Annotated in this window: 4 protein-coding genes; 1 reads left to right on the forward strand and 3 read right to left on the reverse strand. The window is 43.0% G+C overall.

The genetic code is table 11. From position 1 onward, the window contains the following. Positions 1–25: 25 nt before the first annotated feature. On the reverse strand, positions 26–3,214 hold the full coding sequence (locus VB691_RS08340) for a CARDB domain-containing protein (RefSeq protein WP_323291010.1): 3,189 nt from the start codon (positions 3,212–3,214) through the stop codon (positions 26–28). An 834-nt stretch (positions 3,215–4,048) separates the two neighbouring features. Between VB691_RS08340 and psbB the strand changes: the two genes are divergently transcribed. Then, the gene (gene psbB / locus VB691_RS08345) at positions 4,049–5,572 is read left to right on the forward strand and encodes a photosystem II chlorophyll-binding protein CP47 (RefSeq protein WP_323291011.1); all 1,524 of its coding nucleotides are present in this window, start codon (positions 4,049–4,051) and stop codon (positions 5,570–5,572) included. Between the two features lie 170 nt (positions 5,573–5,742). Here the strand turns inward: psbB and VB691_RS08350 are convergent, their stop codons facing one another. Beyond that, positions 5,743–7,458 (reverse strand): ATP-binding protein, encoded by a 1,716-nt coding sequence (locus tag VB691_RS08350; protein ID WP_323291012.1) that lies wholly within the window; start codon positions 7,456–7,458, stop codon positions 5,743–5,745. Positions 7,459–7,804: 346 nt separating this feature from the next. Further along, on the reverse strand, positions 7,805–14,668 hold the full coding sequence (locus VB691_RS08355; protein ID WP_323291029.1) for an SdrD B-like domain-containing protein: 6,864 nt from the start codon (positions 14,666–14,668) through the stop codon (positions 7,805–7,807). Between the last annotated feature and the right edge of the window lie 14 nt (positions 14,669–14,682).

A 14,682-nucleotide genomic window follows, 5' to 3' on the forward strand; every position in this document is an offset into this window, starting at 1 on the left:
TTCAAGGCAAAAGATATCAATATAGCTAGATAAAGATAAAGTCACTACTATCGATTTGACTAGCGTTAACGTTTTCTACAGTAGCTAGGGGAAGGAAATAATTAGGGGCTAAATTAGCAAAGGGCGCAAAATCAATGCGAGTATTCGCTCCTAATTGTGTCACTTTAATGTAACTATTAAAAGGATTAGTTCCTAAATTAATCCGAGGATTTGTATAGAGATTTTTGAGGTCAAAACGGTCATCATTGATTGGATTAAAATCAATAATTGTATCTCCATTTTCTTTGTAATTGTTATATTGAAATATATCTTTTCCTCCATTTCCTTGCATTAAATCGCCTCCTATACCTCCGACAATAATATCATCCCCAGAAGTTCCCGTAATATCAAAATCTCGGTCATCTTGAATATTAACTGTCAAGGTTTTATCAAAAGATAGTCCGTCTTGATCTGTAGTACGAACTTGCAATTGATAGTTGGTTTTAGTTTCATAATCGAGTTTTCCAGAGACACGAAGTTCATTATCAACAACTGTAAAAGGAATACTTTCTGGATTTAAAAGTTGATAGGTGTGAGTATCATTTGTATTTTTATCTACAGCTTTGAAACGTCCAACTAAGGAATTATTGAGGGCATTTTCTGAGATAGAAATGTTACTGATTTGAATATCAGTAGGTGCATGGGGTTGAGTAACATTAATAGCAATAGCTTTAACATTATCTGTTTTATCAGTTTCTCCTAGAGAGTTCCCTACATCTGTTGTAACTAATAAATATCCCTGACCCGCGATATCATTGGGAATAGTAATATTTAGGTTGGTGGTATAACTTTCATTGGGAGCAAGGGAGGAATACAACCCAGGCAAAAAATCTATGGGTAGATTAACATCATCCTCATTGCCGAAAATATCATCTGTTGAATAGACGATGCTATCAGTCCAAGAGGTACTGAACCAAGAAGAATTTGTTGCTATACCTCCTTGATTTTGAACTGTCCAAGATACAGCGACAGTCTCTCCATTTTTTACCGAAGTTGGAGCAGTTATATCCGTAACAACTAAGTTGGGTTTTGTGATAGTAATAGGAACCGCTTTAACATTATCTGTTTCATCAGTTTCTACTTGATTGTTATTTACATCCGTCTTAACCAATAAATAACCATTGCCTATTATTTCGCTAGGAAGACCAACAAAAGATCGGTTAATCGTATAGGTTTCGTTGGGATTTAGGGAAGGAACATAATTATCATTAGGACCCACATTATAAGATCCACTTCCAAAGATATAATTACGATTCCGACTTTCAGTGAGATAAATGTCATCCTCATTGCCAAAAATATCATCAGTTGAATAGACAACGTGATCAGTCCAATTACTAGCGGTTATCGCATCTATTCCTTGATTTTGAACTGTCCAAGCTAGGGAAATTATTTGACCAGGTAATGCAACAGTAGGGGCGGTAATTTCCGTTACCACTAAATTATCTTTCGGTTGGGTAAGCGTAATGGCAACTGCTTTAACATTATCGGTTTCATCGGTTTCTGGTTGAGAGTTATACGAATCTGTTTTAACTAGTAAATATCCATTTTCTGGTGCTTGAGTAGGAAGAGTAATATTTCTGGTAATGGTATAGGTTTCGTTGGGATTTACGGGAGGAACATAAGTAGAGTAATCAGGGAAAGGAAAATTATATGGATAGTAATAATAATTAAGACTTCCCCCTAAATAAATGTCATCCTCATTGCCAAAAAACTCGTCTGTTGAATAGACAACAGTATCATTCCAATAACTAGAGGTTGTAGTTTCTATTCCTTGATTTTGAACTGTCCAAGATAGGGAGATTTTTTGACCAAATTTTGGTGATTCGGGAACTGTAATTTCTGTTACTACTAAATTGTCTTGTGGGTAAGTAACATTGATAGCAACAGATTTAACATTATCGGTTTCATTCGTTTCTGGTTGGTTGTTATTTGGATCTGTCTTAAGCAGTAAATAACCACTTTCTGTTATTTCGGTAGGAAGGGTAATAAATCGGTTATTTGAATAGGTTGCGTTGGCTTCTACATTACCACTATAACCATAATAATAGTTAGATTCACCTAGATAAATGTCATCCTCATTGCCAAAAATCTCATCTTTTGAATAGACAAGACTATCAACCCAAGAATTAGAAGTTGTCGCTTCTTGACCTTGATTTTGAACTGTCCAAAAAACATTAAATGACTGTCCAATAGCGACTGAACTTGGGGCGGTTATTTCTGTGACAACGAGATTAACATCTGGAGGAGTGATAGTGATGGGAATAGATTTAATGTTATCGGTTTCGTCAGTTTCTACTTGAGAGTTATAGGAATCTGTTTTAATCAGTAAATACCCCTCACCTACTATATTGCCAGGAATGGTGATTTCTGAGTTATTTGTATAGGTTTCGTTAGGATCTAAGGGCAGATTATTGAAGTAGTAATCAGTAGGAAACTCGTTGAGAAAAATATCATCTTCATTGCCAAAAATATCATCGGTTGAATAGACAACGCGATCATACCAATAATAAGAATTTGTCGCCTCTTGACCTTGATTTTGAACCGTCCAAGAGAGAGAAAATGTTTGACCTGATGCTACTGTAGCAGGAGCCGTAATATCTGTGACTACCAAGTTAACATCTGGTGGGATAACATTAATAGCAACTGACTTAACATTATCAGTTTCATCATTTTCTGATTGATCATTATATTGATCCGTATTAAGTAGCAAATACCCCTGACCAGCGATATAATTAGGAACAGTAATATCTTGGGTTATGGTATAGGTTTCGTTAGGATCTAAGGGCAGATTATTGAAGTAGTAATCAGTAGGAAATTCGTTGAGAAAAATATCATCTTCATTGCCAAAAATATCATCGGTTGAATAGACAAGGCGATCATACCAATAATAAGTATTTGTTGAGGTTGTCCCTTGATTTTGAACCGTCCAAGAGAGAGAAAATGTTTGACCTGATGCTACTGTAGCAGGAGCCGTAATATCTGTGACTACTAGGTTAACATCGGGAGGAACAATTGAGATAGTAAAGGGGTCAAGTCCAACTTGACTATAAGTCGTGTTGTTACTAAAATTAGTTACTGTTCCACTCACGAAATAAAAGCGATTCCCTAACTCTAGATTGATGTCTGTGGGGTCTGTATTTGTATTCTCACTTAAAGCAAAATTAATCGGGTTCATAATCGTTTATTCTCCTAAATTGGGGGATTTTTTATGACAAATTCTGTCCCACTAAGTAGTCGGACAAAATCAACGTTAATTGTAAAATTAGGGAACAAGAAATAATATAGTTAAAAGTAAACGGTTTCAGGCTTCGTAACCACTCTTATGGTATAGATCCGTTTTTTATGTTTATGTAGAATTACCTATTGACTTCTCTAAAGTTAACACTGAAAAAAACAAACGTCAAGTACAAATACTGAATTGATGAACTTTATGAACTTTATGAACTTTAGACAAAAGGAAAAATAATTATTTTTAATAAGAATACCTAGATTTTCGATGGATAAATCTATTAAGAATCCTTCATTAAGTAATTACCCAACGATTAAACTAATGCCTAGTTTTGCATTATTAATACTATACTATTTTTCAATTGGCAAAGGTAATGTTAATTTATCAATACTTGATTTTACTGCAACTTCCCAAACCGAAATCGCCGAAACTAATAATCCATTTTGAGATTCTTCTGCCTCAATGATAGCTTGTGCCGAGGGAGAAAGTTGACTAGGATCATGGAGTAAAAATACTTAAGTAGATTTATTCGCTAAAAATATTCATCTGACAATCAAATAAGAACAGAAGAACTATAAAATTAGGGGTTTACTTGCAATCAAGTCTAACAATAGTCACAATTCTTTAAATAATTTTCACTTTCTTGGCATAATGTAGGTTAGCTGACTTTAGGGCCTTGATGGCTATTAAAGGCGATCGCCCTCAAAGATCACCCATAAGCCAACACCATAAGAAAAAAGCGTCTAAGTAGACATATTGTCAATAGGAGGAGCGTAGTCAATGGGACTACCTTGGTATCGAGTTCACACCGTTGTCCTAAATGACCCAGGACGACTCATTTCCGTTCACCTGATGCACACCGCTTTAGTAGCTGGTTGGGCAGGTTCTATGGCTCTTTATGAGCTGGCTATTTTTGATCCCAGTGACCCCGTACTCAACCCCATGTGGCGACAAGGGATGTTTGTACTTCCCTTCATGGCCCGTTTAGGGGTAACAAGTTCTTGGGGTGGCTGGAGTGTCACTGGAGAAACAGGATTAAATCCTGGTTTCTGGTCTTTTGAAGGGGTTGCTGCCGCCCATATCGTGTTATCTGGTTTGCTGTTCTTAGCAGCCGTTTGGCACTGGGTTTTCTGGGACTTAGAATTATTCGTTGATCCCCGGACAGGAGAACCCGCCCTCGACTTACCGAAGATGTTCGGCATTCACTTGTTCTTATCTGGACTACTCTGCTTTGGTTTCGGAGCTTTTCACTTAACTGGACTCTGGGGCCCTGGAATGTGGGTATCTGACCCCTATGGTTTAACGGGCCATGTACAACCAGTGGCACCAGAATGGGGGCCAGCCGGTTTTAACCCCTTCAACCCTGGGGGAGTTGTCGCTCACCACATTGCTGCGGGTATTGTGGGCATTATTGCGGGTCTATTCCACTTAACGGTAAGACCTCCAGAACGGCTCTACAAAGCCCTGAGAATGGGTAACATTGAAACCGTACTGTCTAGTAGTATTGCTGCTGTGTTCTTTGCTGCTTTTGTGGTGGCTGGAACCATGTGGTATGGCAATGCCACCACTCCCATCGAATTGTTTGGGCCGACCCGTTATCAATGGGATGGCAGCTACTTCCAGCAAGAAATTGATCGTCGTGTGGAAGCTAACTTAGCGGCGGGCGATAGCTTATCAGAAGCTTGGTCAAAAATTCCCGAAAAACTCGCGTTTTATGATTATGTGGGGAATAGTCCCGCAAAAGGCGGTTTATTCCGTACTGGTGCGATGGTTAGTGGGGATGGTATTGCCCAAGAATGGTTGGGACATCCTGTGTTTAAAGACCCTGAAGGTCGGGTATTAACCGTTCGTCGGATGCCTAATTTCTTTGAAACCTTCCCCATTGTGCTGACTGACGAACAAGGAATTGTTCGTGCTGACATTCCCTTCCGTCGGGCAGAGTCTAAACTGAGTGTTGAACAAAGTGGTGTCACTGTTAGCTTCTACGGTGGGGCTTTAGGGGGTCAAACCTTCTCTAATCCGGCTGAGGTGAAGCAATTTGCTCGTAAGGCGCAATTAGGGGAACCCTTTAACTTTGACCGTGAAACCCTCGGTTCTGACGGGGTATTCCGCACCAGTCCCAGAGGTTGGTTTACCTTTGGACACGCGGTATTTGCTTTATTGTTCTTCTTTGGCCACATCTGGCATGGTTCTCGGACTCTCTACCGTGATGTGTTTGCGGGTATTGATCCTGATCTCGAAGAACAAGTGGAATTCGGTTTGTTTGCTAAGGTGGGTGACTTGAGTACCCGTAAGGAAGCTTAAGGTTATCTCTTTAGTAACAAACACTTGTTAATCTAATTTTTGAGAGTCAAGGATAAATCTCCTTGACTCTTAATTTTGTAAAAATATGGATCATTTGGTCGAGAATTAGCGTGATGTTGAGAAGCCCGCAGCATAACGCCTAAGCGGTTGCTGTCGGGAGTATGTCACTCCTACTCATCCTGGGATGTCATTGTTTTCATCACTGGCATTTGTTCCAAGGGGACAGTAAAGGTGACAGTTGAGCCGAGTCCTTCTCCCATGCTATAAAATTCTACCTGTCCGCCCATAGCTTCTACCAGTTTCTGAGAAATAGCCAGGCCGAGTCCTGTTCCTCCATAGGCCTTGGTATGGGAACCATCGACTTGAACGAATTTTTCAAAGAGTTTTGCCTGTTTATCGAGGGAAACCCCGATCCCTGTATCAGCAACACTGACTTTAACTAAACCAGGAAATTCTTGCTCCTGAAAAACAATTTTCTTTTTCGTGATTTCTGCGCTCACTTCAATACCGCCTTCATGGGTAAATTTAACGGCATTACTGACTAAATTGAGCATTACTTGTAACAGTCGTTGATAATTCCCATAAACTATGATCGGGGTCAGAGTCTGGGGCAGTTTGCTGCGAAAACTCAGATTTTTGCGTTGTGCTTGGGGCAGGGTAAAGTTATCAATGGCTTGAAATAATTCGGCTAATTCGATCGCGCCGAGTTCTAAGTCCATTTTACCCGCTTCAATCTTAGCAATATCGAGAATATCGTTAATAAGATTTAATAAGTGTAAGGCAGATTTATGGGCTTCTTCGAGAAATTCTTGTTCTTCTTCTGCATCATCGGCCATGCCATCTAAACTGAGTTTGAGAAAGCCAATAATCCCATTGAGGGGTGTTCTTAATTCATGGGTGGTGCTGGCGAGAAAATCACTTTTGAGGCGGGAAGCTTCTTCGGCGGCTAAAGTGGCTTGTTCGAGTTCTTGATAAAGGGTGGCGTGAGCAATGGCCGTTCCCACTTGATCGGCTAATTCTTGGATCAGTTCTAGTTCTGCGGGATACCAATAACGACTGCGATCGCCTTGTTGTAAACAAATTAACCCATTGCGTTGATTTTGATAGAAGGTAGAGACAATTAATACTGATTGAATTTGATGATAATTATCAGTTAATTCTTCAATAATGATCGGTTCGCGTTGGGTTAAAGCCCGTTCCCACCAAAGTTCTGTTAGGGGATCAAAGCGATAACCTAACTGAGAGGAACAACTTGGTTGACGATATTCGGCCTTGACTTCTAAATATTCTTGGTTGGGGGCGATCGCTATCATCAAACAGCGACTAACTTGTAGAGCATCTCCCAAGTTATCGACGGTTTCTTGCCAGATAGTTTCCAAATTCAAGGTGCGGCGAATTTTTCGGGCAATTTTAGTCAGTAGGGTTTGATAGGGATCTGGGTGAGTGGGTAAGGCGGAATTATTGATTAAGCTGTGATCAATGTCTAGTAAATGATGGCCCATCACCAGCACCCGGTTAGTTGGTCCCTGTTGGGTCAAAATGGGACTGATTACCAATTCCAAGGGAAAGGTTTGACCTTTATATTCAAAGAGACAATAACATTGTTCAGGGATACGTCTTTCTAAGACTCGTCTGATTCTCTCATAATAAGCATCGGGTAAAGCGGGCTTCAGACTTTGTTCAGGAAAAAAGCCCACAATATTTGAGGGGTCAATGCCTAAGGCTTCTCCTAACTCCCAATAAAATGATAAATATTGACCTGATCGATCTTGAGTAAAGACCAATTCAGCTTGCAATGCTTGCCACGAAGAATGGTTGGATAGATCTGGAACCGACATCTCACTGTTTGGAATGGGAAGATTCTCTAAATTTATCAAAGAACTCATAAATCAGTATAGGGAATAGAGGACTAGCGAGTGGCATGAGATCAAACATTCTTCACAAGTATTTGTTTACTTTCCATCATGAGTGCTTCACTCTCATACCCTATGACCCTAAAATTCCCCAAAATCTGATCAAACTATCAAATTTGACCATCAAAATACATGAAGTAAGTTCGTTTATGTTACATTGCGGGCGCAGCTTCCTTTCGCTCCGACAGTGAGATAAATTCCGTTTTTGTAGGGGCGTATAGCATACGCCCTTTGTTCTTGAGAAATAGATAAAAAAAGGAGATGTTAGCTATAACATCTCCTCTAATTAATCAAATTTATGCAAAATTTAGGTTTCTAGTTAGAGAAAAGCAGAACCACCCACACCCTGGAAACCAATGAGGGTTGCACCAGCAAGTTCATCTTCAAGTTGCATGGGTTGAGAACCATCTGTCTTATACTGAGCAGAACCCAGGTAAGTTCCTCCTAAGTCATCAAAGAAGTGGATGTAGGTATTAGAGCCAAATTTGCTAGTATTCGCGCTAGGTGCAAAGACACTAGCTGTAAATTCTTGTCCAAGACCGACCACTCCCTCAAAATACTCTTTACCACCGAGGTCATTAGCATTACTCTTATCGCTAACGCGGATGAAGGAAGAACCACCACTCAGAAGATCATCATCGAGGGTACGATTGCTGAGAATCTTGGCATTACCATCCTGATCACCGTAGCCGTTAAGGTCTTTATCCTTACCTCCTGTACGAATCGCTAGGTTTGAGTCATAGCGGAAGGTTAGTTCCTCGGCATCCCCAAACAGACCAACTACTGAGAAGCCTTTACCGATTTCACCCGTGAGGGGATCTATTGCGTGGTTATTGTAGCCGTCAGCCAGCCCTTGATATCCCACAAGTTCAACGCCAGCAATTTTATCCCCAAGAGTGATAGGCTCAGAGCCATCTGTTTTGTATTTGGTGACTTGTAAGGGATTAGAACCCGCAATGAAAGCTGCTTCATCCTCAAAGACTAAGAAGCGAGTGTCATTCTCGAACTTATCTTCATTAGTGAAGCCAAGACTAGCAGTAAAGGATTGACCAATGTCCACATTACCTGCGAAGTAAACTTTCTTGCTACCACTCTTGATATCAGCCACATTGTTACTTTCAGAAACCACAATGTAAGCACTCGAATCATTGTCAGGTGCGCCACTTTCGATGGCAGTCTTACCATCTTGGTTGTTGTTCTTGCCACCTGTATTGATGACATTACCACCAATGTAGGTAAAGGTCATGGAAGTTGGCTTGCCAAAGGCATCCTCTAAGTCCCCAGTGGGGGCAGTAACCCCTGTACCCCCATTATTAACATTACCTGGGTATGTAGAGTCCATAGTCGCAGGATTAGGACAGATATGAACCCCGCTAGTACCAGAGGTCATGCTGAACTTATCGCTGAGGGTGTACCAACCGCCCGTAAAGATAGCGTTACTCAGAGAGGCTGTATCTCCACTGGTAGGATCTCCGGTAGTTAGCCAGTAACCTGTAAAGAAGCCGCCGCCACTAAAGTTAGAACCGCCATTAATCAGGGTTCCCGTCGATTCATCAATGGGCCCTTGGGGCAGTCCACTAGGATTACTGCCACCACCAGAAGCGTTAATATCCCCCGCGACGTTGATGAAATTAGCAGCCGTCAGACCGCCTAAAGGATTGATCGCACCGCCACTTTGAGGCTTAACCTGACCTTGATAGCCATTATTGGGGTTGCCATCCGTATCCCAACGCAGGACATAGGTATCGGACGCATCACCAGTGATGTTGATTTGGCTAGAGAAATTAAGACCCGAAGTGATGTTAATGACATAGGTTTTAGCGATGCCATCTTGGGTGTTAAGACCATTGAGGGAAGTGGAGGAAACGCTTGTATAGCCAGGGGTAGCAGCGAGAGCATTAATTTGGGTGAAGGCATTGAGTAAATCTGTTTCCAAGTCTGTAACAAGTGTGGTTTGACCTGTAACTCCATTGGCCTGACCAGGGTTCTGATCGACAATGCCCTGCCAAGCACCCAATGTACTGGCGTTAGTATAGATAGTGCCAGCATAAGGAACACCACCAGAAGTGCGCTCAGTCGCTTGAATGCCATCAACTACCACATCCCCTGCAAAGCCTTTAGTCGCTCCTTGCCAGTTGGCATCTTGACTGCCATTAGCAAAGAAAAACAAATATTTGGTTAAGTCCCCTAGATCAATGCCACCAATAGGACCAGTAATACATTCTGAACCAGGGTCAGGGCCACCAGACTGTCCGATCATAACTGTAGCATCATCAACCGCGACAACAGTATTGCCGTTTAATGTAGCAGTAACGACTGCGGTATTAGTGGATGAACTGCCTACCACTTCAGGAATATAGCTGTTACTACCGCCTGTTTTCGCCGGGGAGTTGTGCTGATCGAAGATATTTACACCGCCAAAACCAGCAGTACCGAAGGCCGAAGCTTTAACCGTGAAGGAGTAGCCGTTAACGTTGTTCCAGTTGGGATCATTAATCGGCGAGTTGGTAGTTAAACCAGTGTAACCTGCTTGGTTAAGGTTGGTTTCCAGGGTACTGTCAAAGTCGTATAGCAGAGTACCTGCACTGGCATTGAGAGTGCCACCGCTTATCAGACCGCCATCACCGCCGCTAAAACCTAGGGACTGGAAGCCGGAGTAAGAGGTGTAACCATCGATATTGGTACTCGATGAAGTGATGTAGTCTTGGTAGAACTTAAACAGCACAGTGCCGTTGCCATCCTTAACCTCAAAGCCCGCTTTGTCGCTACCTGTTAGGTTACTGAAGGTGTGGGTTTTGCCTTGGCTTGTCCAGCCAGAGTCAGAGCCAGTACCATAGGTGTTGTCATTAAAGTTGAAATCTTGGAGATAATTGACACGAATATCGCCGTTAGCCAAAGTGGTGTAGGTCAATATGCCTGAGTCATAGGCTGTACCGTTGATAATGACATCCATCTTCACAGGTGGGATCACCGTGGCAGTATATTTCCAGATTTCGTTGGTATCAAGCTGGTTATCGCCATCGAGATCGCCGATGTTTTTGCCATTACTACCTAACACCGCAGTCGGGTTAAAATCATCCCCCGCGTAATTCGGTGTAGCGTTATCGTCCTTAATAACGACATTACTCAGGGGGCTGCTTCCGGTATTGTAAACCTCGTAGGTAAAAGTAACTTTCTCGCCTATTGCCGCAGAAGTCTTATTGGCTGTCTTGACTAAAGAGAAGCCAGGGGCTGAACCAACATAACCGAAGTCGAAGTCTGTGCGATTTTGTCCAGAGGCTAGGTTGCCAACAGCCATGTTTGGAGTTGATAAACCATCGAGATCATAGGTTTGGATGTAATTTGCTGGCAAAGTTGCCGCATCTACGGTCACTTTATAGTTAGCAGAGGGCAACCCACCAAAGTTATAGATACCGTTAGCACCTGTAGTTGTGGTAGCCGTGTAGTCAACGATTCCATCATTGTTGAAGTCACCTGTTAGGGTAACTTTTACGCCGCTAATACCCGCTTCGCCAGAGTCCTGTACACCGTTGGCATTAGTATCGAACCAAACGCGATCGCCAATTGAACCCAGCGGACCCGTAATAATCGCCACTGTAGCATCATCAACCGCCACCACAGTATTGCCGTTTAATTGGGCCGTAACAACAGCAGTATTTGTCGATGAGCCGCCTACTACTTCAGGAATATAGCTATTGCTGCCGCCTGTCTTCGCAGGGGAGTTGTGCTGGTCAAAGATACTTACACCTCCAAAGCCAGCAGTACCGAAGGCCGAAGCTTTAACGGTGAAGGAATAGCCGTTAACGTCGTTCCAGTTGGGATCGTTAATTGGCGAGTTGGTAGTTAAACCCGTGTACCCTGCTTGGTTAAGGTTGGTTTCCAGGGTACTGTCGAAGTCGTACAGCAGGGTTGCAGCACTAGCGTTGAGGGTGCCGCCATTCTCTAGACCGCCATCACCTCCGCTGATGCCCAGGGACTCGTAGCCGGAGTAAGAGGTGTAGCCGTCAATGTTGGTACTTGACGAGGTAATGTAATCTTGGTAGAACTTGAACAGTACAGTGCCATTACCATCCTTAACCTCGAAGCCGGCCTTGTCGCTACCTGTCAGGTTACTGAAGGTGTGGGTTTTGCCTTGGCTTGTCCAGCCAGAGTCAGAGCCAGTACCGTAAGTGTTGTCATTGAAGTTGAAATCTTGGAGATAGTTAACGCGAATATCTCCATTGGCCAGGGTGGTGTAGGTCAATATGCCTGAGTCATAGACCGTGCCATCGATCGTTACCGTCATCTGCACAGGTGGGATCACCGTGGCAGTATATTTCCAAATTTCGTTGGTATCAAGCAAGTTATCGCCATCGAGATCGCCGATGTTTTTGCCATTAGTACCTAACAGGGCAGTCGGGTTAAAATCATCCCCTGCGTAATTAGGCGTAGCGTTGTCGTCCTTAATAACAACATTACTCAGGGGGCTGCTTCCGGTGTTGGTGACTTCGTAGGTGTAGGTGACAGGTGTACCTGCTCCAGCAAAGGTTTTGTTAGCTGTCTTGACCAATGAGAAGCCAGGGGCTGAACCAACATAACCGAAGTCGAAGTCTGTGCGATTTTGTCCAGAGGCTAGGTTGCCAACAGCCATGTTTGGAGTTGATAAACCATCGAGATCATAGGTTTGGATGTAATTTGCTGGCAAAGTTGCCGCATCTACGGTCACTTTATAGTTAGCAGAGGGCAACCCACCAAAGTTATAGATACCGTTAGCACCTGTAGTTGTGGTAGCCGTGTAGTCAACGATTCCATCATTGTTGAAGTCACCTGTTAGGGTAACTTTTACGCCGCTAATACCTGCTTCGCCAGAGTCCTGTACACCGTTGGCATTGGTATCGAACCAAACGCGATCGCCAATTGAACCTAGAGGACCAGTCACAATGACAACGGAGGCATCATCATGATCGGTTACGGTGGTACCATTACCAACCCCTGTGACTACAGCCGTATTAACTGCAACACTCCCTATCATCTCAGGAACTAGGGAGTTAGTACCCACTTTTGAGGGGGAGTTGTGCTGGTCAAAGATGGTCACGCCGCCGAAGGTTTTACCACCATTGAAAGCAGCCGCCGAGATAGTGAAGTAGTAGCCATTAACGTAATCCCAGTTTGCGTCACCAATGGGAGAGTTCACCGTTTGAGTCGTATAACCCGCACGGTTGAGGTTTAGTTCCAGGGTGCTATCGAAGTCCTTCAGTAAAGTCGCCGCCTGAGCGTTCAGGGTTCCGCCACTCTCTAATTTACCATCACCACCACTAATGCCAAGAGACTGGTAGCCTGAGTAGGTAGAAGTTGCATTCCCCGACGCACTGATATAGTCCTGGTAGAATTTGAACAGTACCGTGCCATCTGTGGCCCGCACCTCAAACCCAGCTTTGTCACTACCAACTAGATCGTTGAATTTGTGGCTACGATTCCAAGTCGGAGCATTACCACTATCAGTGTAGTTGTTATCATTAACATCTTGGCTTTGACGGTAGAAGACGCGAATATCACCGTTAGCGAGGGTTTGATAGCTAAGAGTCCCAGAATCATAGGTTACGCCATTGTAGGTAACATCCATCTCCACTGGAGGAATAACCGTAGCAGTGTATTTCCAGATTTCATTGGTGTCGAGTAGATTATCACCATCAAGATCTCCGATATTCTTGCCATTAGCGAGTATTGGGGTCGGGTTGAAGTCATCAACTATAAAGTTTGGGGTAGCATTGTCGTCGGTAACGGTGACATTGGCCAGTGCTACGCCACCTGTATTAGAGACTGAATAGGTATAGGTGACAGGTGTATTGGGGGCTGTAAACTCTTGGTTAGCATCCTTAATGATCTTAATGCCAGGAGTTGGGTTGTAAATACCCGCATCTAAGGTGAGGTTATTATCCCCTGATTTGAGGGTGACAACTGGAGTCATGCCATTAGTGGGGTTCGCATCAGAATCTTTATCATCTGTCCCTTTATCAGCTTGAGTAAAGACAAACCCTGCGGGTAAGTTACTAAAGGTGACTTTATAATCCCCTGGTGTCAGTCCATTAAACAGATATTGACCACCGTTAGCAGTGTTCTGCATCTCCATGATGTCATCGCCTGTACCAAACAGACCATCTGCACCCGCACCCGTTAAGGTAACTTTTACCCCATCTACTCCAAGTTCTCCTGCATCTTGAATGCCATTAGCATTAAGATCATTCCAAACAAAATCCCCTAAACTCGCAGGATTTTGGAAGAAACCAGCGTCAATCGTGTTGTTGGTTTCTCCATTGGCTAGGGTAATTACAGTGGAGGTGAGGTTATTATTAGGATTCGCATCAGAATCTATCCCTGAATTATTGCCAACTAGGAAAGGACTAACTCCATCAAACCCATCGGGGTTGACAAACATCACCCGATAGTCGCCAGGATTTAGGTTCGTAAATTGATAAAGTCCATTGACATCGGTGGTTTTTTGTGCTAATAAAACTCCTGCTCCCGTGAGTAGCTTAACTGTTGCACCAGCAATACCTAACTCATTAGCATCTTGAATCCCATCTTTATCAACATCATTCCAAACAAAGTTACCAATGGTTCCAGGGAGAATGATGCCAATGTGATTACTAGGATCATCATCCATTACCATTTGTCCACTGTTAGGATCGGTGGCTTTGACTTTACCAATATTGGTATATTGACCTTCAGTTACAATGTGGGTAGCATTCCAGATCCATTGTTCTCCTGGGTCGAGAATGTGATTGCCATTAATATCCCCATCGACGAAAGTCGGGTTAAAGTCATCACTGAGATCATCGGGAGTCCCGTTATCATCCGTGACCATCACATCAACTAATGGGGTTTCTCCGGTATTACGCACCTTATAGGTAAAGATCGCTGTCTCACCTACAGGAATTTCAGGGCCGGTAGGGGTATCAGCATCATAAGCGTTAGGGGAACCCGCAGCATTGGTATATTTATCAATGAGAATGCCAGGTACTTTGAAGAAACCCGCATCAATAGTGTCATTATTATCCCCTGCTTCGAGGGTAATAACATTGGACATCAAACCGTTATTGGGGTTCGCATCAGAATCAATTTCGGGGGCATTTCCTTCTTGGAAGGGACTAACACCACTAAACCCTTCAGGAGCCACAAACATTACGCTGTAGTCACCTGGAATTAAACCAGTAAATT

Source organism: Crocosphaera sp. XPORK-15E (genome assembly GCF_034931425.1).
Taxonomy (GTDB): domain Bacteria; phylum Cyanobacteriota; class Cyanobacteriia; order Cyanobacteriales; family Microcystaceae; genus UHCC-0190.